At 62.1% G+C, this 25,358-nt stretch carries 26 protein-coding genes and 10 pseudogenes; 24 read left to right on the top strand and 12 right to left on the bottom strand.

The genetic code is table 11. The features are described 5' to 3' along the window. The first annotated feature begins 21 nt into the window (after positions 1–21). Positions 22–1,074 carry a sensor histidine kinase gene (locus I6H87_RS16840; protein WP_010812021.1) on the top strand — a complete coding sequence of 351 codons (1,053 nt, stop codon included), beginning with the start codon at positions 22–24 and terminating at the stop codon, positions 1,072–1,074. On the opposite strand, the gene I6H87_RS16835 is transcribed toward I6H87_RS16840, so the two are convergent. Next, positions 1,049–1,855 carry an HvfC/BufC N-terminal domain-containing protein gene (locus I6H87_RS16835; protein WP_011615333.1) on the bottom strand — a complete coding sequence of 269 codons (807 nt, stop codon included), beginning with the start codon at positions 1,853–1,855 and terminating at the stop codon, positions 1,049–1,051. The two genes, I6H87_RS16840 and I6H87_RS16835, sit on opposite strands and share 26 nt — an antisense overlap. Beyond that, positions 1,839–2,699, bottom strand: coding sequence for an MNIO family bufferin maturase (bufB, locus tag I6H87_RS16830; protein ID WP_010812023.1), 861 nt, complete (start codon positions 2,697–2,699; stop codon positions 1,839–1,841). Before bufB ends, I6H87_RS16835 begins: the two co-directional genes overlap by 17 nt. A gap of 298 nt (positions 2,700–2,997) precedes the next feature. Here bufB and I6H87_RS16825 point away from each other — a divergent pair, with 298 nt between their 5' ends. The 4 genes and pseudogenes from I6H87_RS16825 to I6H87_RS34365 all read left to right on the top strand — a co-directional run. Continuing rightward, a complete protein-coding gene (locus I6H87_RS16825) occupies positions 2,998–4,263 on the top strand; it encodes a PAS domain-containing protein (RefSeq protein WP_231881409.1) in 1,266 nt (421 codons plus the stop codon). Positions 4,264–4,782: 519 nt separating this feature from the next. Continuing rightward, a complete protein-coding gene (locus I6H87_RS16820; protein WP_010812025.1) occupies positions 4,783–5,049 on the top strand; it encodes a DUF4148 domain-containing protein in 267 nt (88 codons plus the stop codon). 225 nt (positions 5,050–5,274) lie between these two features. Continuing rightward, a complete protein-coding gene (locus tag I6H87_RS16815) occupies positions 5,275–5,502 on the top strand; it encodes a hypothetical protein (protein WP_011615335.1) in 228 nt (75 codons plus the stop codon). Positions 5,503–5,723: 221 nt separating this feature from the next. Further along, positions 5,724–6,055 (top strand): annotated as a pseudogene (locus I6H87_RS34365) (ISKra4-like element ISBte1 family transposase); the annotation flags it as partial. Positions 6,056–6,321: 266 nt separating this feature from the next. Here I6H87_RS34365 and I6H87_RS16810 read toward each other — a convergent pair. Then, complete coding sequence (locus I6H87_RS16810) at positions 6,322–6,933, bottom strand: lecithin retinol acyltransferase family protein (protein WP_011615336.1); 612 nt, start codon at positions 6,931–6,933, stop codon at positions 6,322–6,324. A 431-nt stretch (positions 6,934–7,364) separates the two neighbouring features. Between I6H87_RS16810 and I6H87_RS34360 the strand changes: the two are divergent. From I6H87_RS34360 to I6H87_RS16795, 3 pseudogenes are all read left to right on the top strand, one after another. Beyond that, positions 7,365–7,722 (top strand): annotated as a pseudogene (locus I6H87_RS34360) (IS5/IS1182 family transposase); the annotation flags it as partial. 14 nt (positions 7,723–7,736) lie between these two features. Continuing rightward, positions 7,737–7,859, top strand: a pseudogene (locus I6H87_RS16800) (IS110 family transposase); the annotation flags it as partial. Between the two features lie 43 nt (positions 7,860–7,902). Continuing rightward, positions 7,903–8,073: pseudogene (locus I6H87_RS16795) on the top strand (calcium-binding protein); the annotation flags it as partial. Between the two features lie 223 nt (positions 8,074–8,296). Here I6H87_RS16795 and I6H87_RS16790 read toward each other — a convergent pair. Both I6H87_RS16790 and I6H87_RS34355 read right to left on the bottom strand, forming a co-directional pair. Continuing rightward, positions 8,297–9,757: a PQQ-dependent sugar dehydrogenase gene (locus I6H87_RS16790; protein ID WP_011615337.1), complete on the bottom strand. Its 1,461-nt coding sequence runs from the start codon at positions 9,755–9,757 to the stop codon at positions 8,297–8,299. A gap of 136 nt (positions 9,758–9,893) precedes the next feature. Then, positions 9,894–10,080, bottom strand: a pseudogene (locus I6H87_RS34355) (MFS transporter); the annotation flags it as partial. 133 nt (positions 10,081–10,213) lie between these two features. On the opposite strand from I6H87_RS34355, the gene I6H87_RS16785 reads away from it, so the two are divergent. The 4 genes and pseudogenes from I6H87_RS16785 to I6H87_RS16770 all read left to right on the top strand — a co-directional run. Continuing rightward, positions 10,214–10,369: a hypothetical protein gene (locus I6H87_RS16785; protein WP_155737083.1), complete on the top strand. Its 156-nt coding sequence runs from the start codon at positions 10,214–10,216 to the stop codon at positions 10,367–10,369. 200 nt (positions 10,370–10,569) lie between these two features. Then, on the top strand, positions 10,570–11,427 hold the full coding sequence (locus I6H87_RS16780; RefSeq protein ID WP_010812031.1) for a GNAT family N-acetyltransferase: 858 nt from the start codon (positions 10,570–10,572) through the stop codon (positions 11,425–11,427). Between the two features lie 186 nt (positions 11,428–11,613). Beyond that, a pseudogene (locus I6H87_RS16775) lies at positions 11,614–12,676 on the top strand (DNA-binding protein). Beyond that, positions 12,660–12,734, top strand: a pseudogene (locus tag I6H87_RS16770) (H-NS histone family protein); the annotation flags it as partial. The pseudogenes I6H87_RS16775 and I6H87_RS16770, both read left to right, overlap by 17 nt. Before the next feature lie 491 nt (positions 12,735–13,225). On the opposite strand, the pseudogene I6H87_RS16765 reads toward I6H87_RS16770, so the two are convergent. Further along, positions 13,226–13,336 (bottom strand): annotated as a pseudogene (locus I6H87_RS16765) (IS5/IS1182 family transposase); the annotation flags it as partial. Here I6H87_RS16765 and I6H87_RS16760 point away from each other — a divergent pair. The 8 genes and pseudogenes from I6H87_RS16760 (at position 13,291) to I6H87_RS16730 (ending at position 17,410) form a co-directional block, all read left to right on the top strand. Then, entirely contained in the window at positions 13,291–13,833 is a 543-nt protein-coding gene (locus I6H87_RS16760; RefSeq protein WP_011615340.1) for an enoyl-CoA hydratase/isomerase family protein, read from the top strand. The pseudogene I6H87_RS16765 and the gene I6H87_RS16760 sit on opposite strands and share 46 nt — an antisense overlap. A gap of 81 nt (positions 13,834–13,914) precedes the next feature. Beyond that, positions 13,915–14,178, top strand: a complete 264-nt coding sequence (locus tag I6H87_RS16755) for a hypothetical protein (protein WP_174549471.1) — start codon at positions 13,915–13,917, stop codon at positions 14,176–14,178. After that, positions 14,175–14,650 (top strand): annotated as a pseudogene (locus tag I6H87_RS16750) (DoxX family protein). The gene I6H87_RS16755 and the pseudogene I6H87_RS16750 overlap by 4 nt, the downstream one beginning before the upstream one ends. Before the next feature lie 55 nt (positions 14,651–14,705). Next, positions 14,706–14,930 (top strand): GDCCVxC domain-containing (seleno)protein, encoded by a 225-nt coding sequence (locus I6H87_RS34350; protein ID WP_011615343.1) that lies wholly within the window; start codon positions 14,706–14,708, stop codon positions 14,928–14,930. Positions 14,931–15,280: 350 nt separating this feature from the next. After that, a complete protein-coding gene (locus tag I6H87_RS16745) occupies positions 15,281–15,829 on the top strand; it encodes a hypothetical protein (protein WP_011615345.1) in 549 nt (182 codons plus the stop codon). Between the two features lie 18 nt (positions 15,830–15,847). Next, complete coding sequence (locus I6H87_RS16740; protein WP_011615346.1) at positions 15,848–16,525, top strand: Crp/Fnr family transcriptional regulator; 678 nt, start codon at positions 15,848–15,850, stop codon at positions 16,523–16,525. Between the two features lie 118 nt (positions 16,526–16,643). Next, entirely contained in the window at positions 16,644–17,111 is a 468-nt protein-coding gene (locus I6H87_RS16735) for a group I truncated hemoglobin (protein ID WP_011615347.1), read from the top strand. A 152-nt stretch (positions 17,112–17,263) separates the two neighbouring features. Next, positions 17,264–17,410 (top strand): DUF1330 domain-containing protein, encoded by a 147-nt coding sequence (locus I6H87_RS16730; protein ID WP_081225809.1) that lies wholly within the window; start codon positions 17,264–17,266, stop codon positions 17,408–17,410. A 101-nt stretch (positions 17,411–17,511) separates the two neighbouring features. Here the strand turns inward: I6H87_RS16730 and I6H87_RS16725 are convergent, their stop codons facing one another. After that, the gene (locus I6H87_RS16725) at positions 17,512–18,048 is read right to left on the bottom strand and encodes a dihydrofolate reductase family protein (protein WP_011615348.1); all 537 of its coding nucleotides are present in this window, start codon (positions 18,046–18,048) and stop codon (positions 17,512–17,514) included. An 813-nt stretch (positions 18,049–18,861) separates the two neighbouring features. Continuing rightward, positions 18,862–19,338, bottom strand: a complete 477-nt coding sequence (locus I6H87_RS16720; RefSeq protein WP_010812042.1) for a hypothetical protein — start codon at positions 19,336–19,338, stop codon at positions 18,862–18,864. A gap of 435 nt (positions 19,339–19,773) precedes the next feature. On the opposite strand from I6H87_RS16720, the gene I6H87_RS16715 reads away from it, so the two are divergent. Together I6H87_RS16715 and I6H87_RS16710 are read left to right on the top strand one after the other, a co-directional pair. Beyond that, the gene (locus I6H87_RS16715) at positions 19,774–19,995 is read left to right on the top strand and encodes a hypothetical protein (protein ID WP_011615351.1); all 222 of its coding nucleotides are present in this window, start codon (positions 19,774–19,776) and stop codon (positions 19,993–19,995) included. Positions 19,996–20,088: 93 nt separating this feature from the next. Continuing rightward, a complete protein-coding gene (locus I6H87_RS16710; RefSeq protein WP_041687367.1) occupies positions 20,089–20,325 on the top strand; it encodes a hypothetical protein in 237 nt (78 codons plus the stop codon). A gap of 5 nt (positions 20,326–20,330) precedes the next feature. Here the strand turns inward: I6H87_RS16710 and I6H87_RS16705 are convergent, their stop codons facing one another. Next, complete coding sequence (locus I6H87_RS16705; protein ID WP_011153965.1) at positions 20,331–21,557, bottom strand: ISL3-like element ISAe1 family transposase; 1,227 nt, start codon at positions 21,555–21,557, stop codon at positions 20,331–20,333. 50 nt (positions 21,558–21,607) lie between these two features. Between I6H87_RS16705 and I6H87_RS16700 the strand changes: the two genes are divergently transcribed. Both I6H87_RS16700 and I6H87_RS16695 read left to right on the top strand, forming a co-directional pair. Then, positions 21,608–22,141: a nucleotidyl transferase AbiEii/AbiGii toxin family protein gene (locus I6H87_RS16700; protein WP_197540016.1), complete on the top strand. Its 534-nt coding sequence runs from the start codon at positions 21,608–21,610 to the stop codon at positions 22,139–22,141. Between the two features lie 426 nt (positions 22,142–22,567). Continuing rightward, positions 22,568–22,864 carry a hypothetical protein gene (locus I6H87_RS16695; RefSeq protein WP_010812047.1) on the top strand — a complete coding sequence of 99 codons (297 nt, stop codon included), beginning with the start codon at positions 22,568–22,570 and terminating at the stop codon, positions 22,862–22,864. Between the two features lie 121 nt (positions 22,865–22,985). On the opposite strand, the pseudogene I6H87_RS16690 reads toward I6H87_RS16695, so the two are convergent. The 3 genes and pseudogenes from I6H87_RS16690 to rfbC form a co-directional block, all read right to left on the bottom strand. Further along, positions 22,986–23,222: pseudogene (locus I6H87_RS16690) on the bottom strand (NAD-dependent epimerase/dehydratase family protein); the annotation flags it as partial. 103 nt (positions 23,223–23,325) lie between these two features. Beyond that, positions 23,326–24,711 (bottom strand): phosphomannomutase/phosphoglucomutase, encoded by a 1,386-nt coding sequence (locus I6H87_RS16685; RefSeq protein ID WP_010812049.1) that lies wholly within the window; start codon positions 24,709–24,711, stop codon positions 23,326–23,328. Positions 24,712–24,793: 82 nt separating this feature from the next. Further along, positions 24,794–25,345: a dTDP-4-dehydrorhamnose 3,5-epimerase gene (gene rfbC, locus I6H87_RS16680; protein WP_011615353.1), complete on the bottom strand. Its 552-nt coding sequence runs from the start codon at positions 25,343–25,345 to the stop codon at positions 24,794–24,796. Positions 25,346–25,358: the final 13 nt, after the last annotated feature.

Genomic DNA, 25,358 nt, shown 5'->3' with positions numbered 1-25,358 from the left:
GGGGAAGGGAAAGGGGATTCCATGATCCGCACCCTTTACGGCAGGCTGGCGGTGGTGCTGATGGCGGTGTTCATTACCATCGGCGCGCTGATGATCCTGGCCTCCCAGAAGATGATCGAGACGCAGCGCCTGATCGAACTGGCGACCGACCTCATTATCGGTACGGTGGCCTTCAGCCTGGTGGCGGCGCTGATCGTGTTTCGGCTGTTGACGGTACGGCTGCGCGTGCTGTCGGAGGCCATCGAGGCATTCCGGGCTGGCGGTTTTTCCACGCCGGTGCGACTGGCGCGAGACGGCCGTGCGGACGACGAGATCCAGAAGCTCAGCACGGCGTTCGAGGAGATGTCCGAGCGGATTGTCACGCAGCTCGCCCAGCTGTCACAGGTGGACCAGCAACGGCGCGAGCTGCTTGCCAATGTCTCCCACGACCTGCGTACGCCGCTCGCATCGATGCAGGGTTACCTGGAAATGCTGCTGCTGAAAGCCGAAGAGATGACGCCCGAGGACCGCAATCGCTACCTGCAGGTGGCGACCAGGCATTGCGAACGGCTCGGCAAGCTGGTGCAGGACCTGTTTGACCTGACCAAGCTCGAAGCGCGGGAGGTCCAGCCGCGGCTGGAGAGCTTCCCGTTGTCGGAACTGGCGCAGGACGTGGTCCAGAAGTTCGCCCTGGCGGCAAACAAGCGCGGGCTGGCCCTGCTGGCGACGTCAGGTCCCGGTTGTCCGCCGGTGAGCGCCGATATCGGCATGATCGAGCGGGTGCTGGAGAACCTGATCGAGAACGCCATGCGCTATACGCCTGCCGGCGGAGAAATCAGCGTCGACGTCCAGGCCGCCGGGGAGCGCGTCGAACTGACCGTGCGCGATACCGGCCAGGGCATAGACACGAGCCAGGTGCAGGGTGTGTTCGACCGTTACTACCGAGTGGAGCGTACGGAGTCTGACAATGGCAGCAACGTCGGTCTCGGGCTGGCCATCAGCCGGCGCATCGTGCAGTTGCACGGCGGCGAGATCCGTGTGCGCAGCGCGCTCGGCAAGGGCACTGCCTTTACGATCGACCTGGCGCGGGGATAAGGCCAGCAGCGCAGGCGTCGAAATCAATGATCGTCGCGTCTAGGATGCGTCGCTGGATAAAGTCGGCCAGTGCGAAGCCGGGCGCAGCCTGCAGCGCCCGCTGATACGCCGGCTCGAGCGCGGCACCGCCATCCAGTGCGTCGAGCATGGCGTATTCGCCGACATTCAGGGACTGCACTTCGACCACAAAGCCGCTGCGCCTGACCAGCAGCCAGTCGCCGCCGCTGTCGGCGTCGATCTCGATAGCGTCCGCATGATCTGGCTGGTTCGCCTGCCAGATATGCAGCACCGGAAATGGGGACGCGAGTAAGCGGCAGGCCGGGTTCAGCTTCAGGCGCAGGCATGCGGCATCAGCCTCGGCGAGCGCGCCCAGGCGCTTCAGCGCGAGCGGCTCGGCGTCTGCCGCATGGAAAACCTCATGCGTCAGCCATTCGAGCCTTGCCACATCGGGCAGGTAGCGCACGCCCGCAGCCGGTCCGAATTGCGCGAGGAAGTCCGGAAAGCTCTTGCCGAAGCGCTGGATGTCGCCGCTGGTGGATGGGCAGGCCCGGATATACCGGCCCGCCGTGGCATCGAAGAACGGCTCGCCCACCAGGCGCTCGATCACGGGGAATACGGCGCGCAGCGCCTCGCACAAGTTGTGGCGCACGTTGCCGGCGTAAATGCCGAGGCTCCGCTGCGCGTCCATGGCGCCGCCGACGATGTGGTCGAACAGTGCAGCCGGGTCCTGCTCGAGCACCGCCCGGGCAAAACGACACTGGATCTCATGCAATGAAGGCATCGTCGGTCTCCAGCATCTGGTCTGCCCTGCGGGCTTCGTCGAGCAGTACCTCGAGCGGGGGAATGTCGGTATCCCACTCGATCAGGGTCGGAACCGGGCCAAAGCGGGCGAGCGCATGCCGATAGAGTCTCCATACCGGCTCTGCCACGCGCTGGCCGTGGGTGTCGATCAGCATGCCGCCGCTGTGGTCAAAGCCAGCCAGGTGGATCTCCTTCACCGCGCCCACGGGGATCGCATCGATATAGCCCGATGCATCGGTGTCGTGGTTGACCGCGTTGACGTAGATGTTATTGACGTCAAGGAGGATGCCGCAACCGGTTCGCGCCACCAGCGCGGCGATGAACTCGGGCTCGGCAATCGTCGAGTGGCTGAACCGGAGATAGCTGGTGATGTTCTCCACCAACAACTGCTGTTGCAGGTAGTCCTGTACTTCCTGCACGTGTTCGCACACGACGGCGAGCGATTCCTCCGTGTAGGGCAGCGGCAGCAGGTCGTTGAGGTAGCGGTCTCCAATGCGGCCCCAGCTCAGATGTTCGGATACCAGCCCTGGCTGGAAGCGCCGGAGCAGGGCAGCCAGCCGCTGCAGGTGCGCGCGATCCGGCCGGTCCGTAGCGCCCAGGCACAGGCCGACGCCGTGCAGGCTCAGCGGGTGGGCGGCCCGCACCTGTGCAAGGTAGTGCAGGGGCTGACCTCCATCACCGAAGTAGTTTTCACTATGGACTTCGAACCACCCTGTCGCGGGCGTTTCCGCCAGGACCTGGCGATAGTGTGGGGCGCGCAAGCCGATCCCGGCCCGGGGCGGGATGGCGGCTCCCATATTGGGGTGGAGGCTGGTGGATAGCATCGGAAGTCCTGTCGGTGGCGGTTTCCTTCAGCCCCACTCTGGCCGACAAAGATCACGAAACTCTCACGCGGCCTTCAATTAAGTCCTCCGATCAGCGCTATGGGCAGGGTGCGGGCGTGATTCCGCGGTACTGGTTGGTGACGGGATCGTGGGCTATGTTAGGAAGGGCTCGCGCCGGCGTGTCACGCGAGGGTGGTGCGGACGTGGCATGCCTCCACAGAACCGCGCAAGCTGTAAAGCAAAAGGCACCTGTTGTGATGCGCGTCTGTAGCGACGGGGGCGGAACAGAAAGAGAATCATGATGGGCCTGAGAGCAAAGCTGCTGCTGCCGCCGGCATTGATCAGCCTGCTGCTGATTGCCTACCTCCTGCTCGGCTGGGTGCCCGGCGCGGGCCCGCCCGGCACGCGCACGGGCATCGCACTGGTGGCGGCGGCCGGGCTGGCGTTGCTGCTTGGCGTGCTCGCCCTTGCTATTCACGCCTTCTGGGGACGTCCGCTTAGCGCGCTGCTGCGCAGTTGCGCCGCATCCCAGGTATCACGCAACGATGGCGCCGGCCGCGGCAAGCCCCCTGATGAATTCGAGCAGATTCGCCAGGTCGTCACGGACTTGCGCGCGTGCGTCGAGTCGTCGCAAAGCACATTGGCGTTGTCGATGGAACAGCGCCGACAGCAGGAAATCGCGCTGCGTTCCAGCGAAGAACGCTATACCCTGGCCATGCGCAGCGCCGATGACGGCCAGTGGGAATGGAATTTCCAGACCAACGAATTCCACCTGTCGCAACGCTGGAAGGCCATGCTCGGCTTTGAAGAAGACGAACTGCCGGATAGCCTGCAGGCCTGGAAAGAACGGGTACATCCCGCCGACCTGCTCGCGGTCGAGCAGGCGATGGCACGCCACCTCGAGGGTGCCAGCCCGCGCTATCAGCAGCAGTGCCGCTTGCTGCACAAGGACGGGTACTACCGGTGGGTCAATTCGCTGGGCAGCGCCATTCGCCATGCCAACGGCAAGGCATTGCGGCTGGTCGGCCTGGATACCGATGTGACCCGTATCAGGCGCGTCGAAGAGATTCTCAAGCACATCGTCGAGGGCACCTCCGGCACCTGTGGCGACGAATTTTTCCGCGCACTGGTCCGCCACTTCGCTGGCGCACTGGACGTCCCCTGCGCCTTCGTTACGGAATGTACCAGGTGGCCGCCACGGCGTGTCCACACGCTGGCCTTCTGGTTCAAGGATGACTTTCGCGACAACGTCGAGTACGACCTGGCCGGCACGCCTTGCGAGGCGGTTTTCGACCATGGCTTGCCGGTGTTCTACCCGGAGGGGATTGGCAAGTTGTTTCCGCGAGAGCAGGGCTTCGAATCCTATTACGGCTTGCCCATCCAGGACAGTCAGGGCAAGGTGATCGGGCACATGGCCTTCCTCAACATTCGAAAGATGAAGGAGGAAGAAGTCCTGATGGACTACGTGTACCGCATCTTTACCGCGCGTGCCGCCGCCGAGATAGAGCGCAAAGCCGTCCTTGAACACCTGACCCGGGCACAGGCAGCGCCCGGTGCCGGATAACGCAGCGACGGGCGGCGCGGGAACGCCGCTTGTCGGCCACGCCATGTGTCGCCGCCTGACGCGTCATGGTCCGATGCGCGGCGCCAGCAGATCAGACACCCCCCCGATGTAGCGTTTCCACGCACGCGATCGAGCATGGCAATGCCCACATAAGGAATCTCGAATCCGTCCTTGCCACCGTCCCGCTCTTACGTCGCATGACAGCGTAACCGGTTTGCTGCTTGACCAGTTGCTCGATGGGGTGGCTTTAACCATCAGAGCGTGACGCGGCTAGCTTCATCGCTTCTGCATGGATAGCCGATAGAGGGGACAAATAGGCGCTCAATGGTGCGCCGTGACGGAAATTTGATCTTTAACGGATAAAGGCGTGAGTTCCGTTGCGCACACTACATACCAAGGACAGACAATCAGTCTGTCCGAGTTTAAACCCGTCGCGGACCGTCATGAAAATGTCGAAGTGCGCTTGCGCCGGCCCGGCTCAACCCCTCTTAATGCCTAGGAAACAGGACCTGGACCAACATGAAACCCATCACGATCTCTTCCCTCGCCGCTGCCCTGCTCTTCTCGACGCTCGCTGTCGCGGCACATGCCGCCAACGCCAGCGGTGCGGCCCTTCCCCTGACGCGCGCCGAAGTGCGTGCCGACCTTGAAGCCTGGACACGCGCAGGCCTGGCCGAGTACTGGCACGGCGATAGCGGCCCCGATGTCAACAGCGCGGAATATCAACGGCGATTTGCCGTCTATGAAAGCCTGCGGGCGGCCCAGAGAGAGGCCGCCGCACGCTGATCCGGCAAGAATGACGAGTGCCCACAGCAACTGCGCCACCCGGGGCGATGCCGTTCAGATAACCACTGTCGTTCCCGCGAAGGCAGGAACCCAGTGACTTTAAAAAGACGCTGGATTCCCGCCTGCGCGGGAATGTCATCCCGAATCGTCTACTCAACTGCTTAAGCTACAGTGCGCAAATCATATTGAATGGAACCATGTAACCGCCTGAAAAGGAGGTGGAAAATGCTAAAGAAAGTCTTATTGCTCGTTGCGGCGAGTGCCGCGCTCGGTGTCGGGGTTGCTGATGCCGGCATCGGGATGCGCGATGTCTATACCGATGGCGCTGTGATGGGGCCGCGAGACCCCTATACCAATGGTGGCAGAGCAACCACCGATAGACGGGATGTGTTTACGGATGGCGCGAGAATCACCAACCGCGATGGGTACGTCGAAGAGGGCTCACAAAAGTAAGGGCTTGAAGAAGTACCCCAAGTGATGGGCGCGCCCTCTATGCGTCCATTTGCGAGTCGCCCGCCCCCGGAGGATACCCTTGCGGGGGTGTTTCTTTTTTGAAGGCCACAGTGCATCGGGTACAGTAAGGCGCGCTTGACGACGCCGTCGCGCACATGGCCAGTGTAGCTGCTACTGATGCCTGTTGAGGCTGCGCGCAGACGACACCAGATCGATGCTACTGGGATCTCGACGCTGAGGCCATTCCCGAGGAGGCCAAGCTCCTCGGCAAGCTCGAGGAGTTCATCGTCTATCTGGATAACAGCCGGCACTTCATCGTGAACTGCGGTGACCGCTTCCGCCACGGGGAGCACGTTGCATCGGGTTTCGTCGAATCGGCCGTCAACCAGGTGATCAGCAAGCGATTCGTCAAACGGCAACAGATGGCCTGGCGACTGCAGCACGCGCACGCACTGCTACAGATCCGGACGGCCGTGCTCAATGACCAGCCCCGCATTCTGAACGATGGTATCCCTCCATCGCCGATGAAAACGACCACCGCTTTGCCGCTTAATCAGCCCCGGTTTGGCGCGGTCTCAAGCCGAGGCGGCGGCGCTCGCCGATCGGCTCGTGGTCGCCGAGCAGGCGCAGCGCCGAACCGCCTGTGACTTGGACGCCGATCTTAGCCTCGGCAACAAGGCCTGAATGGGCCCGGGGCGTCAGTCGCGACGACGCCATGAACGACCGGCGGGTCGGCGACATTGGGGCAGCGTATCGCAACGGTCCTACATTTTTATGAATCAACGGCTTAGTCGAATAGGCCACCGGAAAGGTCATGCTCTAGGGAGAGCGATCATTGAAGCCGGCTGCAAGCAGCGCATGGGCTGGCCGGCTGTTCCACCAAACTGACAGCAGGGAGCTCAGCACGCGGAGTATGCGCATGGGGTGGATGGCGCATTGGCGGACCTGCTCGCTGCGGGCTTCGCCATACAGGCACCAGGTACAGAAGTGTTCGCAGTTGTTGCTCAGCAGGCGATAGCGGTTCTCGCCCAAGCGCGAGCGTGCCCGCCTGACCACTTGGTCGCTGGTAAAACGCGGCAGCGACTCGGTTCTTACCTCGATGCCATGGCCGGCGCCGAAGTGTTCCAGGCTCAGCTCTTCCACCGGCCCGGTGTGCAGCCCACGGCAAAGGCCCGCATAGTGCAGCACGCGGCCGTTGCCCACATATATGCCGTGGTGGCTGTAGCCGCGACGCTGCGTGACCAAGTGTGCGCCAAGCGGCGGCTCGCCTGCCGCTTCGCACTGCGCGACCGGCGCCTGCCAGCCTGCCTCGCTACCCTTCATAGCTTGCTCGCCGTCGCCTCGCGCGGCAAGTACCTGCGTGGCAGCGTCGGCGATGCACTGCGCGAGCATGGTTGCATTGGCACCGCGGCTGATCTGTTCTCTCTTCATGATTCATACCCCGACATCAGATTTGGATGGACAGTAGGGGTAGCTGTCTCTGTGCTGCAGTATGAGAAACAGGGCTCACGCTTGCGTCGCACAAACCTCAAATTTTCTTCACGATGCCCACGGACGGCGGCAACCGCGGCGTGGGCGACTCTAGCGGTTTCGGCGCAGCGGTACTTGCGGGCGGCAAGGGAAACGCTTTCCATCCAGCCAATGCGCGGGGATCAGGCGGCGAGCGTGAACCGTTCCGCTGCCGACGAGCAGTTTCCTCGCGAGAGGTGGCCTTGCCCCTTGCGTGGCTGTGTTGCAGTAAGCCTTCGGTAGAATGGCCCGGGAGAGATTCCACTCGGGGCAACACTCAAGCCCTCTCTCTCCATCTTTCAGATAGCGCCACAGGGCGATCGCCAAACGGCGCGCGAGGGTCACTATGCCGACAGGGATCGCAGGTTTGGATCGAGCGCGCCTGGCGCCTCGACCGCCTGCCGCCCAAAGACAAGAACAAGCTGTACGCGCTGCATGCGCCGGAGGTTGAATGCATCGGCAAGTCTGCCTGACGATCACCGCCAGGCAGGGATGGATCGTGGGGCGCGCGCAGCTTCCCCGGCAACCCGTATGGCGGTCATCGCTCTATGCAGAACAACGCCGTTGGCTCAAACGTCGCCAGACTGTTGAGCCTCATCGGCCATACAACCACGGCATGCGCAGGTGCTGGCTGAAGGGCAAATCGGCGACGCGCTGCGCCCAGTGCTCTGTGCGGTGGGATTCAATATCCGCTGGCTGCTGCGTGCCATTACCCGTGGTGGAATTCCGACGCGATGTGGATCGCCGACCTGCTGGCGCATGGCCTGATCCGCGCCAGCTTCGTGCCGCCCGCAGCGACACAGGAATTGCGCGACCTCACGCGCACGCGCAAACAGCTCGTGCACGAGATCGCCCAGCCCGCTTCGCTCCGGCGAACGAGTCTCCGTCACTGGGCTCGCTCATGACCAGCTGTGCCGCGTCTCCATCTTTGTTCAAATGCAGCACAACCAGCGCGAGATCGTCGTGTCCCTTGCCCAACTCGTCCCGGTTCGCGCCGGCCAGAGTACGCGACTTGCTGTCTCAGACTGGCACTACCGGTGCGACCAAGGTTACAACTTCTGAGCTTCTCACTGTCGCCGGCTGCGTCCTCCGACTGAGTTCCCCCGAACAATACAGGCTCGATGGCCGGGAAGGGCTCGTTCGGCCCACTTTCAAGATCAATCGCACCCCGCAAAGCCTTGCCTGTTAAGGGCTGGCGGGAGATTTCCAGTTTTCGGGGAACGGGCAAAAATAGCCTTCTACATCCAGGTTGGCTGCGCCTGACATTAGTCCAGTGCGTCAGGCCCTAGGGCGCGCCGCGCTCGACGATGCGATATACCCTGCCGCTCGTGCCGGACGCAAGGGTATCGGCCAGCACGTAGAGTTCGCCCTGCGCATCTGCGCCGAACGAGAACACGCTGCCCGGGATGGCAACGCCCCAGTCCAGTTGCTCGGCCGCCGCGTCCCGGTAGGCAAAGCTGCGCAGCCAGCCGCTGCACAGGTCCGAATAGAGGTAGCGTCCGCGCAGTGCCGGCATGGCGCTGCCGCGGTAGACGTAGCCGCCCACCACCGCGCATCCGCCAGCGGCGTCGTGGCCGTATTCCAGCAGGGGCAGGACAAAGCCCTGTGGGCTGCATGGCACGGACGCCAAGCACAACGAGCCTTCGGTCAGGTTCCAGCCGTAGTTCAGGCCGGCGCTGGCCAATGGCGCCACATCGATTTCCTCGCGCTGGTTCTGTCCCACATCGGCAATATAGAGACTGGCTTCGGCGGGATCGAAGGCAAAGCGCCAGGGATTGCGCAGGCCCATGGCCCAGATCTCGCCGCGCAGGCCGGCCTGGGCGGCGAAGGGATTGTCGGGCGGGATGGCATACGGCTGGCTGCCGGCGCGGCTGACATCGATCCGCAGCAGCTTGCCCAGCAGGGAGCCGGTGTCCTGCGCGTGTCCGGACGGATCGCCTGCGCCGCCGCCGTCCCCGATGCCAAGGTAGAGCATCCCGTCGGGGCCGAAGGCCAGCAGCCCGCCGTTGTGGTTGTTGAAGTTCGGATGCGCGATGCTCAGCACGATGGTCCCAGCCGTGTCCGCCACGTTGGGATTTGCCGCGGACACCTGGTAGCGGGCGATCGTGATATCGCCTGCGGTGTCGGTGTAATAGACGTAGAAGCGACCGTTGGCGGCATATGCCGGATCGAACGCCAGCGAGAGCAAGCCGCGCTCGCCGTCCGTCGTGGTCAGGTTCGAGATATCCAGGAACGGCGTCGCCAGCAGCACACCGTTCTGCACGATGCGTATGCGCCCGGCGCGCTCGGCCACGAACAGCCGCGTGTCATTGGCCGGCGCGGTCAGGAAGACTGGCCCAGCCAGCCCGGAAGCCACCTCCCGCAGCGCGAGGCTGAAGGACTGGGCGGCCGTATAGGTCACCGTGGCTGTCGCGGTTGTGCTGCCTACGGCCACCTGCTGGGTGCTGGGCTGCGGAGTCAGCGTCGTGCTGCCGGTCAGCACTGCTGCAGCCTTCACCGTGTAAGCCCCGCTTGCCAGATTGGTCAGCGTGGCGGATGCGCCCAGGCGCTGGCGGAAGCCGCCAGCGCCGGTCACGGTCACATCGCCGCTCGTGCCGGCGGGCAATCCCAAGATCACCACCGAGAGCGCGCCGCGTGACGACCCGCCGCTAGTGATGACAACGTCCACGCTGCCGCCACAGGCTGCCAGGATGAATCCAGCCAGGAGCAGGATGATGCTGCGGATGACGTTTCGCGCGTGTATCATCGATCCAGTCTCGCAGATTGGCCTCGGGGACTAGCGCCGTGCGCACCGGTGCGCCGCCGCTGAAAGGTCACCCTTAAAAGCCTAGCGAGCCGAAGCCGACGTGCCAAGGCATGGCACCACCCCGCATCTCAGGAATCTAGGTCGCCGCCAGCGCCGGCGGCCGCCGGCGCGAGGCCGCGGCGAATGCGATTTGTGCCAGCCCGGCGGCCACGTCCAGCCCGACGCCGGCCTGCCAGGCCACCATATAGAAGCCGAGCGCGTCATATCATATACCAGCCCGCCGCCGAAGGCGTCGGCGAGCTGCCGATCTGGTGGCTGAAGAAGGGAGAGTAATGGGTGCCATTCGGCCCCAAATCGGGTTCAAACCACTCCCACTCTCCCGAATTGTGAAAGTCGGATGTCAAACAAGCGCTGACGCTCCGCTCAGCGGCTATTGATCAGCGATTCCCGCAGGCCATGAGCGATGCCCCGCGCTTGCGGATCGCGCATGGGCCGATGGTCAACGTCGAGTCGCACTTGCCGGCGGACGTGATCGCCACTCTGCGCGAACGGCGCCACAACCTCGTGGTCGCCCGGCGACTGGCGACACTTTCGCAATTTCCGAGTTCATGACCGCTATCCACACGTGCTAAGTTCGACACCGGGCCATGCTATCGGAGGTTTACAGCGAAGACACCCCGGTTTGTCAATTCGCCTTATGGCGAATTGAAATTGCCAGTTCGGTTTCTAAGCTGTGAAGTCCATGCGTAACGCATTGATTTTGTGGAATATGGTTTTCGGTTGCCTGGGCCCTTGAAAAAAAGAGAACCTTGATGACGCTGCAACTCAGATCAGGAAAGCCGGAAGACGCCGCGCGATGCGGCGCCATCTGTTTCAGCGCCTTCGCGGCGATTGCCCAGGCACATGCCTTCCCGCCGGATTTTCCCTCGCCCGATGTAGCGGTTGGCCTGATGGCCGACTTGTTCTCGCGCGAGGATGTCTTCTCGGTCGTAGCCGAAATCGACGGCGACGTCATCGGCAGCAATTTTCTGTGGGAAGGTGGGCCAATCGTCGGCATTGGCCCCATCACCATCGACCCCTCGGTTCAAGACAGGAAAGTTGGACACGCCCTGATGGAGCACGTACTGCAGCGCGGCCGCAGCAGGAATGCCGCCGGCATTCGACTCGTCCAGGCGGCATATCACAATCGCTCGTTGTCGCTTTACGCCCGTCTTGGCTTCGAAGCGCGGGAACCGCTTTCAGTACTGCAGGGCAGCGCAGTGAATGCAAAAGTCCCTGGCTACCCAGTGCGGGCGGCTGTACCATCAGACCTCGACGCCTGCAACCGCCTCTGCCTGCAGGTTCACGGACATGAGCGCGCAGGCGAACTGCGCGATGCAATCGACCAGGGAACGGCGAGTGTGGCTGCACACGACGGACGCATTGTGGCCTATGCGACCGCCATCGGATTCTTCGGGCACGCCGTCGCTGAAAACAACACGGGCATGAAAGCGCTGATCGGCGCCGCCCCCGCCTTTGCCGGCCCCGGATTCCTTCTGCCCACGCGCAATGGGGAGTTGCTGCGCTGGTGCCTGGAACGCGGGCTGCGCATTGTGCAGCCGATGACCTTGATGAGCATCGGGCTATACCAGCAGCCGGAAGGTTCGTTCCTGCCGTCGGTCTTGTATTAAGGCGAGAACGCCTACCGCCGCAGCAGCCAAACCAAAAGCCTGATCACACCTCCGGCCACTACAGGCCACTACGGGGGGCGCTTTCAACTTGCCGATAGCGAGACAAGGCAGTGGCACGCAGGTGCACCGCACAAAAAGGAGACCGCTTTGGCGCGGTCTCCGACCGACGCCGCGCTGCAAACCGACCTGGCTGAGCTGCGCAGCCGCTTTCCCGAGACCCGCGCGCTCTACCGCGAGGTCTGCGGCCTGCTGTTCTTCCGCTACGGCGTCACGCCCACCGCCAACAAGCTCTACAGCCTGGTGCGCAAGGGCAGCATGGGCACGCCGGCCGAGGTGCTGCAGGCGTTCTGGCAGGAGCTGCGCGGCCGCACGCGCGTCACCATCGACCATCCCGACTTGCCGGAGGCGTTGAAGGACATCGCGGCCGGGGCGGTCCAGACCATCTGGCAGGCGGCCAACGAGGCCGCCACCGGCGAGCTGGCCACGCTGCGCGCAGAGGCGCGCGCCGCCGCCAGCGCTGCTGAAGCCGAGCGCCAACCCATCGAGGAGGGTCAGGGGACGCTGGCCGCGGAGCGGCAGGCGCACGCGGCGACCCAAGCTCGGCTGGAAGCGGGGCGGGCGGAACTGGAGGCCGGGGGCGGCAACTGGCGGAACTGCGTACCCAATTCTCGACCGAGCTGGAGCGTGCCCGCGAGGCGGTGACCCTTGCCCAGGAGCGGGTCCGAAGCCAGCGAGCGACGGGCCTTGCGCGAACTGGACGCGGAGCGTACCGCGCGCCAGCAGAGCGAGCGCACGGCCGAAGCACTGCGCGGCGAGCTGGTGGCGGCGCGCAGCGAGGCGCGCGACGCGGCGGTGGCACAGGCCGAAGTCCGGGCCCGGCTCGAGGCCCAGGCCGCGGCGCTCGCCGATCGGCTCGCGGCCGCCGAGCAGTCGCAGCGCAAAGCGGCGAACGACCTGGACGCGGTGCAGGCGGAGCTGGGCGCGGCGCAGCGCCGCGCGGAGCGCGCTGAGGCCGAAGCGGCGCTGGCGCGGCAGCTGCTGGCAAAATTGCGGGGGGCGCATCTGGGGCGGGGCGAGGGTGGTGGCGGACGGCGGCGCAAGGCCGGCGGCCCGGCGCCGAACGACGAGGCGGTGCCAAGCGAAACACGGGACGAACAGCAAGACGACAAGCAGGGCGCGCCAGCGGCCGCCTCCAAGCCGGATGACGGCAGCGGACAGCAGTGACGACAGCGATGACAGCAAAAACTGAGCGGGCGGCGGCGATCCGCTGGATCCAGGCGGAGATGGCCGACTACGGGCTGACCTTGGGTACCGGTGCTGAAAATTTCAGCCAAATCGGAGGCTTGCCGAGGGATGTGGCGGATTTTTAGATACCGGACACCCATCCCCAACCGAAGCCACTGAAAGGAGCCCTCGTTGTCGAGGATTGCTACGCATCGATCTTCTTCATAATTTTTGCAGAAAACTTTGCGCTTGAGGATTACATGCAAGCCCAACGTAAAGTGAATCAACGATGGACGAGTTCAGATTTTTATATATGCTGCGTCATTCCAATCTAAAAGAATTTAAGATCGGAATAGCAAGAGATGTTTGGCATCGCTCTTTGCGTGTCGGCAGCCTATAGATCACGAGTCATCCATTATTTACAGGGGGACTTCGCGCTCCTGTCGCGCAGCAGAAAAGGGTCCTGCACGAACTGCTATATAAACATCGCTAAAACCGTTGCCAGGATCGGGTGGTACAGAGTGGTTTCACATCAGGACGTGGGATCACGCGCGGAAATTGATAAGAGACCGTTTCAAAATGACTGCTCCGTACGCCTGAAGATGTTCCAGCAGACAAGGGACCAACCGAGTTTGAGGAATGCTTCGTGAATGTCGGCCCTACGCTCAAAGCGAATGCGAAGCCGGAAGACCTCGACCTGATGCGCGAGCAGATCGCCGCCGTCAATGCCCGTCCCGACGTGCTGGTGCTGCGCATCGAGACTCGGGGCCTGCATTCTGCAGCGGCTTCAATATCGGAAAGGTCGGCAGTAGCGACGCCGGCGAGCGCTTCGAAGCGCTGGCCAACGCGCTGGAAGCGGCGCGGCCCGTCACCATCGCTTTGATCCAGGGCGGCCTGTACGGCGGCGCTACCGATCTCGCGCTAGCCTGCGATTTCCGGCTTGGCGCGCATGGCGTCGACATGTTCATGCCGGCGGCGCGGCTGGGGCTGCTGTTCTACCGCGGCGGGCTGGAGCGCTACGTGTCTCGGCTCGGCCTGGCCACCGCCAAACGCGTACTGCTGGCCGTCGATAAGCTCGATGCCGCGCAGATGCTGGCATGCGGCTTCCTTGACCGCGTGGCCGGCGACCCGGATGCGCTGCAGACGCAGGCCGCTGAGTTGAGCGAAAGCTGGCCGGCATAACGCCGCTGGCCCTGCTCGGGATGAAGAAGCACCTGAACTGCTGATGGGGGAGGACTGGGAATGACATCATTGGATATGAACTTGGACAACTACTTCGCCAGGATGCAGCGCGGACAGGTGCCGCCCCCCCCCATCTGCTCGTTGCTTGGTGGAAGAATCGGTGCGGTCGACCTGAAAGCGGGAACGCTGGAATCCGCCTACCACGCCACGCCGGCCTTCCTGAACCCGGCAGGCCAGGTCCAGCGCGGCATGCTGGGAGCGATGCTGGATGACGTGACCGCCATGCTGGTGACAGCTAGCCGGACCCAGATCTCTGACTTACCCATTCTGGATCTCTCGCCATGACACACGCCACGCCCCCTCCCCACACCCCCCTCACGATAGTCGCGCACGCGCAACGCGTGGTGGATTGGCTCGATCGCATGCCATACACAATCCTGGCCATTCCGTTGCGGCTCGCGGTTGCCACCGTCTTCTGGAATTCAGCCATGGCCAAGCTGGCGAACTGGGCAACGGCGGTGGAACTGTTCCGGGGGGAATACCGGCTGCCGCTACTGCCGCCCGAACTGGCCGCTACCTGGCGGTATCCGTTGAGCTGACAACGCCAGTACTGCTGGTGCTCGGCCTGGCAGCCCGCCCCGTGGCGCTGATACTGCTTGGCATGATCACGGTGATCCAGCTGTTCGTCTATCCGCTGGCATGGCCCACGCATATCCAGTGGGCGGCGATGCTGCTGGTACTGCTGGCACGGGGGGGCGGGGCGCTCTCGGTTGACTGGCTGATTCACCGGCGTCTCATGGACGCTTCGGAGCACTGAGCCATGTGGACGGGAAGCGCGGGCGATCTGTCTGATCTTCAACGACGATAGCGCGATGCACGACGTCATCCTCGAATCAGTCGTGACCTGTCCACATTGCGGGTGGGCGCAGCGGGAGACCATGCCTATGGATGCGTGCGTGTTCTTCTATGAGTGTCGGCATTGCAGAGTGCTGCTGAAACCCAAGTCGGGAGACTGCTGCGTGTTCTGCTCATTTGGCTCGGTCCGATGTCCGCAGGTGCAGCAAGGACAGTGTTGTGAGCGGTCGCGATTTGAGTGATGTCTTATACCGCCTTGACGCATGGCCCGCCATTGCCCGCGAAGGCCGCCGAATATCTCCAGCAGCGGGAGGCCGTCAACCGCTTTCGCGAGGAGGCATATTCTGGCCTTTCTTCCACGCAATTCGTGTACTGGCGTGGAAGCGAGCCGCTTGAAGGTCGCCAATTCCGTTGGGGTTGGAGAATGTCGAATGTCCGGTAGATTGAGCGAAGCCGACGGGTGGGTATCCGTTTTTTTGACTTCGCGCGACCACCGCTCGGTCAAACGGCGTGTCACCGCGTATGATTTCAGTCATAGAGCGAGCCGGATACCGGCACTAGACTGTGAGCATACTTTCGATTGAAGTGATCCATGAAACGCCATTCAGCCACTGTAATCGCGGCATCGACCGCCATCCTGCTTGGTGCCGCTGCGCTGTCGTCGTCCGCCATCGCCGAAGTCACGGCGCGCCAGAAGGACGTTGGGCAACACGGCGCGGAGGTGATGCCGTTCACCCTTGCGGCTACGACCCACATCTTTACGAAGACGGCGGACGGTGGGAACCAACAGGTCGTCACAAAGCATCACGACCCGAAGCAGGTTACGCTGATCCGCGGGCATCTGACCGCGATCGCTCGGCAGTTCTCGGCGGGTGACTTCGAGGCGCCGGAGCAGATCCACGGCAACAGTATGCCGGGCCTAGCCGCGCTGCGTGCAGCACAGCCGGGAGAACTGAAGATCCACTATCGCGACTTGCCCGATGGAGGCGAAATCGAATTTCACACGGACGAGCCTCGCCTCGTCGCCGCGCTGCACGTCTGGTTCGATGCCCAATTGTCCGATCATGGCCACGACGCGATGGCAGGGCACGCCCCTGGCATGATGCATCATCGTCCGGCGAACGCCTCGACAGCGGAATAAGCCGCGCATACGACCAGGATGCCAGTCGACGATTTGCCAGATTCGTCCCCCGCTCCGGCGGTGGCGGCCCTGCCGGCGTGGCCTGCCGCGCTGCGCGAATCGGCTCGCTTGCGCCGGTACGATCCTGACACGTACGTATTCAATCGCGGACAGCGGGTCGAGTCGATCTACCAGGTGCAGACAGGGCAGGTGCTATTGCGACGTGACGGAGCGGACGGCGAACCCCTCACGCTGCAGACTGCAGGCCCCGGCGATTTCGTGGCCGAAGCAAGCCTCTTCAGCTCCCACTACCACTGCGACGCATTTTGCGGGAGAGCGAGCGAATTGTTTGCCTTTCCTGCGAGGACGTTGCTCGCGTGTCTGCAGGGCGATCCATCGTTCGCGGTGGAATGGGTACGGCTCCTGTCGCGGCAACTCATGCGCAGCCGTGCACGCGAGGAACGCCTGACGCTACGCTCGCCGCGCGACCGCATCCTGCATTGTCTGCAGCTCGAGCACGATGCTTACGGACGGTTCACACCGCCCGGAACGCTCATGCAATGGGCGGGCACGCTTGGGATCGCGCATGAAACCTTGTATCGCGCGCTGGCACAGATGGAACAGGAGGGCCTGATTGTGCGCGACGGGATCCAAATTGTCCTCTCCGAGATTCAACGAAAAAATGCCGCACGATCACGTCGGCCGCAATGCCGCTGATCGTCGCGTGAGGAGTTGGGTGTACCGCACGGCGTGCGATCCCGCACAGACCGACCAGCTCGTTTGCACTAGATTTCCCTTCAAAGGGCTTGTTGGCCCGGAACTACTGGAGGAGGAAATGAGACTCTTCTCGAGAGCATTACTCGTTATCTCGTTCGCACTTTGCGCTTGCTTTGGCCCGGCAGTATTGGCGCAACAGGTCGGCGCACAGGCATCACTTTATGATCGATTAGGGGGGCTGAAGGGGATCACGATCGTGGTCGACGACTTTATCGACAGGCTCGTCACGAATAAGACACTAAACAGGAATCCTGCCATCAACGCCGGCCGAAAGAGTTCTCCGCCACCCTATCTTAAGTTCCAGGTTGCACAATTGGTCTGTGAGGCAAGCGGGGGACCATGCAAGTACACCGGAAAGCCGATGAAGGAGTCGCATGCTCATCTGAACATCAGCGAGCGAGAGTGGGACGTGATGGCCGAGGAGTTCAAGAAGTCCCTGAACAAGTTCAAGGTTCCGGCTGCTGAGCAAAAGGAATTGTTTGATATTGTCGGCAAGACGAAGGCGGATATCGTCGTCAGGAAATGAGCCTTGACACGCAGGACATTGGGCGTGCGGAGGTCGGAAGGCCGCTGGGCGGTTATGCCCAGTGGCATGGCCATCCCTCGACTTCAAGGCAGCGCCGCCTGCAATCATGCAATGACAATGGGCCGTTGGACTACCGCGGAAAGGAGCGCACCATGTCTGCATACCTGATTGCCGATGTCGATATCAGAGACCCGGCCCTTTTTGAAGAGTTCAAACGAGAAGTCCCGGCTACTGAGGCGCGCTACGGTGGAAGATATTTAGGCCGCGGTGGTCGAACCAAGGTTCTCGAAGGCGACTAGCAGCCGCATCGGCTCGTCATTGTCGAGTTCCCGGAAAAGGATTCCCAGGAGCGACCCGTCGCCTTCGTAGTTCAGGTCTTGATTCGCACCTGACGCTCAAATCAGCGCAGCACGCGATAGGTCGACTGCACCAAGCCGGACGGAAACAGCCGGCTCGACTCGAGCGCCAGACTCACGTCCCGCGGCAGGGCTCCGAACAATGATCTTCCTGCCCCGATCAACACCGGCACAGTAGTGACGACCAGGTCGGCGATCAATCCCTCGCGCAGGAATGACTGGACCAACTGGCCGCCATCGACGTATACCCTGCGCATGCCTGCGGCCTCCAGTTGCGACATCGTCTCCGTGGGCGTGCAATCCGAGAAACGCACCTTTCCCTGTAGCCCCTCTGGCACTGGCGTGCCGGCCAGCTTTCGGGACAGCACCAGCACTGGCCTGTCGTAAGCCCATTCGCCCATCGTGAGGACCTTTTCATAGCAGCCCCGGCCCATGACGATCGCGTCCTTGTCGGCGATGAAGGCCGGATAGCCATGGTCTTCGGCCGGGTCATCCCGCTCCAGAAGCCAGCCGATGTCGCCATCGGGCCGGGCGATAAAGCCGTCGAGGCTGGTGGCAATGAAGACGTGTCCTGTGATCATTGTTAGTCCTCAAGAAGTGCTCGGCGTGAATGATGGCACCGTGTGCCAGAAGAACCTGTGGCATGCGGTCAACAGAACAACCGTTCGCTCCTCGGCGCCAAATTTCTCTTGAAAGAGAGGATCGGTCGGACGCCAAAAGAAATCGTCCGATTCCAGACCGCGCGCATGGGTTGCGAAGCCGACTGAGTGCGCTAGCGTTGACGTACTGGAGCCTGCTGCGCCCGTGATCAGGATATGCATTGCGAGCGTTGAGAGTGCGAATAGAACAGCGAAGTCTACCAAGCCGACGAACGGGCGAACAGCAGCTCGCAGATCTGCCTCTTAGCGACCCTTCTGAGACGTCCGAGCGCTTCGAGCCGAGTGGCTGGTTCACCGAAAGGCGGTCATCCGAGACAAGAGAAGGAGAGGGGGCCATACCGACCCTTCCTACTCCGTCGGGATACCAGCTGGGGGATTTGGACTGCCTACGTCGCGACAAAACCCCCAGGCAAGCGCCTGTCCGACAGCGTCACCGCCATGGCGCATCGTTTGCCCGAGAGCAGGGAGGCCATCAGCCACTGCGCGAAGTCATTGAACTGCTCGCTCTTGTTGGTCGCGGCATGAATACCTGCCGGCCGTCCTTCGTGCCTGCACATAAAGGTTCGCGCCGTAAAACCCAACGAACTCGTCACCGTAGACCCCTTCGAAGGTGAGGGCGACTCGCTATAGCGCCTCGACCAGCCGCTCAGGCGTCACCGGCCCGGCAATCTTGACTCTCATATCCGCGTTTCCTAGATCATGGCATCCGTGTGCGGCAATATGGTACCCGCCCACTCAAGCAGATAGCGAGATATCTGAAGAATCACGTTGGATCTCATAGCTGATCGTGACACCTGCCTCGGGCAGGGGCTCGAACACGCGCGGATCGAACATCGGCGCCACCCGGGGCAGCAGCGGCTTGGGTTCGAGCAGCTGAAAGTATTCGAGACAGAAGTCGACATCCCAAGTCGCTAGCCACTGGAATAGGGCGCGCGCCGCAAGCACATTGTGGGGCTGCTGCAGCGCCGCCCAGCTACCGGCTTGCAGCCACGGGCGCCATTGCGAGGCAGCTTCGCCGGCGTCCGGCGTCTCGTTGATGTCACGAAACCACTCGGGCGCGGCGAAGCCAGCCGCCCCCACGGCCTCACGTGCGGCGGCCAGGCTGTTGCGCTTTCTGGCCCCAACAAGGCCGGCCGCCAAGGTGTCGAACCGGACGCTGAACGCCAGCGTTTGCTCGTAGCCGCCGCGCGGAGCGCCGGGGCTTAGCGCCACCTGGGCGGCCAGGGGCGTCGGTGGCGCTTCCGGGTCGGCCTGCCCCGGCGCTGCGCCAAGATTTCTGCCGCCTCCTCCCAGGAGATTCCTCGGGCGACCAGCTGCTCTCGCAACCGTTCGCGGCCGAATGCGCCGAATCGCTATCATGCCGAGATCACTCTATGGTGAGGGAATCCCAAAATCCAGCGATCCGAGCCGAAGCGCACTAGCGCCCGCTCATAGGGCGACGGCCCCGACCAGCCTCGGGCCTACGCTGGGCGTGGGCGGCTCCGCGAGGCAAGGACCAATCGCGATCGAACGCCTCGGCCATCTCCAGGCTGCGCGCGAGCTGGCGCAGCCGCTCGGCCAATCTGCGCGCCGAGGTGCCTCGGGTCGGCGGCGATGGTCCGTAGGGTGCCGGCGGCGACATCGAACAACAGGCCGTAGATCACGGCCTTGTTGTATCTGATCGCTCCGGGGAGTGCGGTGGGGATCGTCTTTCAGGCATTACGCCATGTCGGACCTGTGCGTGCCGCCGACGTTGCACAGATTGCGGCCCATCGCCTGTCGGCCAGCGACAAGAAGACTCTCGCATCCACAGCGTACCAAGCGCCGGCCAGGATGCGCCCGACGCTGACCTCGATCGCCAACACGGCGTCGGTTGAAATCGATGGATAAGGTTGCCCGACTTCCCGCAGAAGATCGGGCGGCCCTATTTGGTGAGAGCGGCGCCAACCGAGGGATCGCGAATACGATCATCGAAAAAGACTTTTGGGTCTGCTGGACCTTGAAGCGCCTCTTTGGCCTAAGGGAAGGGGAGGCCGCCACGAGTGGTCGCTTGAGATCGACTCCAACGATGCCCAGACGGTGAACTTCCACTATCCGACGGCATTGCCCGAAACCGAATATATGGGCATGACGTACATCACTCCGCGGGTGAAGCTCGAGTTGGGAGCGCGCGGCGATCCCTGGCCTACAGAGGAAAAGATTGGCTCTTTTGAAAAATGAGTGGGTTATGCGGCATGCGGGTTGATCGCGGAGAAGTCGAGCTTTCCGGCGATCAGGAAGATCACGGTGCGCATGGTTTTGAAGCTCACATAACCGCGGGCCTTGCGCTTGGCGGCTTGGAACAGGCCGTTGAGCGCCTCCAGGAAGCCATTGGTCTGGCGCGTCTGGGTCCATGCAACGATACCGTCGAAATGCTTGCGGATCATGCGCGCGACCTCCTTCATTGGCTCGACCTTGGATCGCATGACGTTCGTGCACCACTGCTCGAGCATTGCGGAAACAACGTTGATCTGCTTGCGCTCAAGGATTTCGCGCAACTGCTCGCGATACAGCCAGGCACGGGCAGTGCGTTTGGTCGTGACGTTGGCGATCAACGCGTCGAGATCGGCACGCTGCGCGGCTGGCAACCCGTCGCGATCCTTGAGCAGCGTCCAGCGCAGGCCTTTGAGGCTTGGATCGGTCTTCTGTTCGATACGCCGGGTCTTGTCCACGGCTGCAGAAGCGTGAGCCACGACATGGAACTTGTCGAAGGTGATGCGCGCGTTGGGCAAATGCTCGCTGACGCCCTTGATGAACGCCGGCGACATGTCGATACTGACCACCCCGATCTGCTCAGGCGCAGCGTTGTTCTCGCGCAGATGTGCAGCGAACTTGCCAACCGTGGCAGCATCCTTGCCTTCGGTCACAAACACGACCTTACGCGCGTCGGCATCAGCGACAAGCGTCAGGTAGTTGTGACCGCGCCTGTAGGACGTTTCGTCAACGGCGGCAGCGGTCACGCCGGCCAGATCGAGTTCGGCCACCGCGAGGTCGACATAGCGCTCGCAGATAGCGTACACGCGATGCCACGACTCACCCACCGTTCTGGCTACAGCAGAAAACGGCATCTGCTGCGCAAGCGCCACCACCATGGCTTCAAACAGCAACGTGAAGCCAGAGAGCTTGCCAGCCCAGTCCGGCTCGACCAACACCACGCGGCCGTCGGGAAGCTTCACGCGTGGCGTGCGGACTTCCAGATAGCAGTCGTGCTCGAAGAAGTTCAGGTGCCGATAGCGTTTGGTCACCGTGTCGTGAACCGGGTGCCCACCGGCGACCTCCGGGTGGGAAAAGCGGCTGCCGGCGACAAAGTCAATCTGGATCGTCAACGTCTTGGTTTGCGCGTTGAAGTCGACTTCCCGGACGAACCACGGATCGCTTATGCCAAGGGCTGCTTCAAACAGTTTGCTATGCATCGCTCTTGTTGCTCTTTACCTGAAACCCGCCACGATACCACCCACTTGAAATTCAAAAGAGGCAAAAGATTATTCGCCCTTACGCGGCTGAAGACTATCCCGACTTCTTCGAAGACCCCGACTGCACCGTGACCGTCCCGTCAGCGCAGCGTACCTTTTGGGAAAAGGCCACGGCCTTACATGCGGAAGCACACCGTCCGGCCGAATCGCCAACACCTCAGTATTTCTCTCGGCATTACTACGACCTGGCCATGCTTCTCGGCACCAACGAAGGGCAAGCTGCCGCCACTAACTTCGGCCTTCTGGCACAAGTGGCGAAGCACAAGGCGGCCATCTTCTTCCGATCGGCCTGGTCCAGTTACGGTACCGCGCGGCCGGGGACGCTGCGTCTGATGCCGAACGAAGCACGGGTCAAAGACCTGCGAATGGATTACAGGGAGATGGCGCCCATGATGTTCGATGAAGAGCCGGTCGCCTTCGACGATATCTTGCCAAGATCAAAAAGCTCGAAACAGCCATCTATAGCTAGCACAAGAGGACACGAGCAGTCCGTCGCGACTAGCGATTGGCCTACGCGAAACTGATATTTTTGTTATGCGTCATAATAATTTAACATAATATACATTATGCGCTTTTTGCATGTCAGGGCCAAATAGAATTGTCGTACCTGAGCCAATTAGAGTCCTCTAACGTAAAGTTGTCCGGTAACTCGACGTAAAGGTGTCATGCATTGATCTATGAGACGCTTTTTATCTTTTCCGTACTGCTTTACGTCGCGGTTTAGCTGCCCGACTTGGGTTCGGGCGCGGCTTATCTTCCCGCTCGGGAAGAAATCCTCGGCTTTGAGTCCCTGGGCGGCTTGGTTTTGGCCATCTCACGTTGGATGGCAGCGCTCTGGCGACTACGTGTAGTTCCCACTGAGGTCACTTCGGCCAACATTCTGACTCGCCCACTGGAATCCGCTTTACCATCACAGATGGGAACGGAACGGCGTCTTAGCCAGATCTGCTATGTCACTGCAACAGAAAATGCGGCTTTTGTCGGCCTGGCTGCCGGCCGGGCTTCCTTACGTCGAGACTGAAGTCGGCTCCTACCTTTACCTGCACGACGTCCCGTACGAATTGGAGAGCATCCTTGCTCGTTGGCTACTGCTCCGGCCTGAGCTTACAGACAGAGATCTCTCAACCTGCGTTCTGGTCGAGGGTGGCAAGGGTTTAGCCATTACTCGGGAAGGATGGGAAAGTTTCCTCTGCTGGCTCGTCGAAACACTTCGAGCCAAGCTTGACGACATGGAGCAAGCCCAGTAGCAACGCCTTCGCGCCCCCTTTTTTGGCCGCCTTCAGTGTCACGACGGAAGGCACGGCGCATAAAGGTGTCCATCCGGTGAACCAATCAAGCAAGGAACCACTATGTTGCGGGTACGCATTGAACTGCGGTGATGCGATGCTCCGCAAACAGGCGGTCGAGCAGCGCGCGGTCGCGCACATCACCTTTGACAAAATGCGGGGTTTTTCCCGAAATTGCGGCAATTCGCTCGACCACTATCTGATTGCTGTTGCACAGATTATCCAGGCCGATGACATCGGCCCCGCCGTCAAGCAGCGCCACCCACATATGCGATGCGATATATCCGGTGGCGCCAGTCAGCAGCAGTGACTCAGACATGAGGATTTTTCAGGTTGAAGAAGATGGGTTAAGGAAGCCTCATACAGCCCTTGCTATCGGCGCAGGTGCGCAAGCCTGCCATGTTCAATGGGCAAGCACATACTCAGAAGGGCAGCCGCGCATCCGGCTTCTCGGCCAGGATCATACGTTTGAATTCAGCCTGGATCCTCGCCAGCGCGGCGTCGTTGTCCGCCTCGAACCGCATCACCACCACCGGGGTGGTATTGGACGGACGGGCCAGACCGAAGCCATCGGCGTACTCGACACGCACGCCGTCGATGGTGATGACCTCACGAGCGCCCTCAAACTTCGCGTTGGCCCTGATCTTGTCCAGCAGCGTGAACGGCTCGCCCTCGGCGCACTTGAGCTGGAGCTCTGGCGTATTGTTGGCGTTCGGCAGCGCATTCAGCATGGCGCTGGGGTCAGCATGACGCGACAGGATTTCCAGCAGGCGCGCGCCCGTGTACAAGCCGTCATCAAAACCGTACCAGCGATCCTTGAAGAACACGTGCCCGCTCATCTCGCCGGCGATCGGTGCGCCGGTTTCCTTGAGCTTGGCCTTCACCAGCGAATGGCCGGTCTTCCACATTAGCGGCTCGCCGCCATGCTGGCGAATCCACGGGGCCAGCTTGCCCGTGCACTTGACGTCGTAGATCACCTGCGCGCCGGGGTTGCGCGACAGGATCTCCTCGGCAAACAGCATCAGCTGGCGATCCGGGAAGATCACCTGGCCGTCCTTGGTCACCACGCCGAGGCGGTCGCCGTCGCCATCAAAGGCCAGGCCCAGCTCGCAATCGGTCTCGCGCAGGCACTTCATCAGGTCCTGCAGATTCTCGACGTGGGCCGGGTCCGGATGGTGGTTGGGGAAATGGCCGTCGACCTCACAGAACAGCTCGGTCACCTCGCAGCCCAGGCCACGAAACAGGTCGCCCACGAAGGCGCCGGCGACACCGTTGCCGGCGTCCAGCGCGATCTTCATGGGGCGTGCCAGCTTCACGTCGCCGATGATGCGGTCGAGGTACTGCTGACGCACATCCACTTCCCGGTAGGAGCCGGCCCCGCTCGCGAAGGCGCCGGCCTTGATCCGCTGGCGCAGCGCCTGAATCTGCTCGCCGTAGATCGCCTTGCCCGCCAGGACCATCTTGAAGCCGTTGTAGTCGGGTGGGTTGTGGCTGCCGGTGACCATGATTCCGGAAGTGGCTTTCACGCTATTCAGCTCGACATTGGTCCCGAAGTAGACCATCGGGGTGGCGACCATGCCCAGGTCGATCACGTCCATGCCGGCGGCACGGAGGCCTCCGACCAGGCCGCCGATGAGGTCGGGGCCGGAGAGGCGGCCGTCGCGGCCGACTACGACGGCCTTTTCGCCGGCTTCCGCAGCAGCCGAACCGAACGACAGGCCGATCTGGCGGGCCACGTCGCGGGCGAGGGTTTCGCCGACGATGCCGCGGATGTCATAGGCTTTGAAGATGGAAGGGCTAACTTGCATGGGATATGTCTCGTTAAGATCGGTTGAAGCCTCGCCGGCCGCTCGTCTCCGAAATCGAAGTCATCTGCCGCTTCTGAGTTCCCTACGCAAACAGTTCAGCATGTCCGATTGGTCTCGCGGCGGCATCTTTGGCGGCGAGGACAGGTTCGCCATGGATCGGCCAGTCGATGCCTACTCGCGTATCGTTCCAGAGCAAGCTACGCTCATGCTCCGGATACCAATAGTCCGTCGTTTTATAGAGAAACTCCGCATATTCAGATATCACTACAAATCCATGGGCGAAGCCTTCTGGCACCCACAGCTCGCGCTTGTTCTCTGCGGATAGCATGACACCAACCCACTTGCCAAAATTTGGCGAGCTCATGCGCAGGTCCACTGCGGCATCAAACACCTGGCCCACCACCACCCGCACCAGCTTGCCTTGGGGATGTTTGATCTGATAGTGAAGCCCGCGCAATACATTGCGTGTGGAGCGCGAATGATTGTCTTGCACAAAGGTTCGTTTGACACCGGTTGCCTCCTCAAACAAGCGCCCATTGAAGCTCTCATAAAAGAAGCCGCGATCATCGCCGAACACCTTTGGTTCGATGATCAAAACCTCGGGAATGTCAGTTTGAATAACGTTCAAGCTCATTTGACAGGCTCCA

It is taken from the genome of Cupriavidus necator (genome assembly GCF_016127575.1).
GTDB lineage: Bacteria > Pseudomonadota > Gammaproteobacteria > Burkholderiales > Burkholderiaceae > Cupriavidus > Cupriavidus necator_D.
The sequence above is the reverse complement of the archived record's forward strand: the minus strand, read 5'-3'. Positions and strand labels throughout refer to the sequence as shown.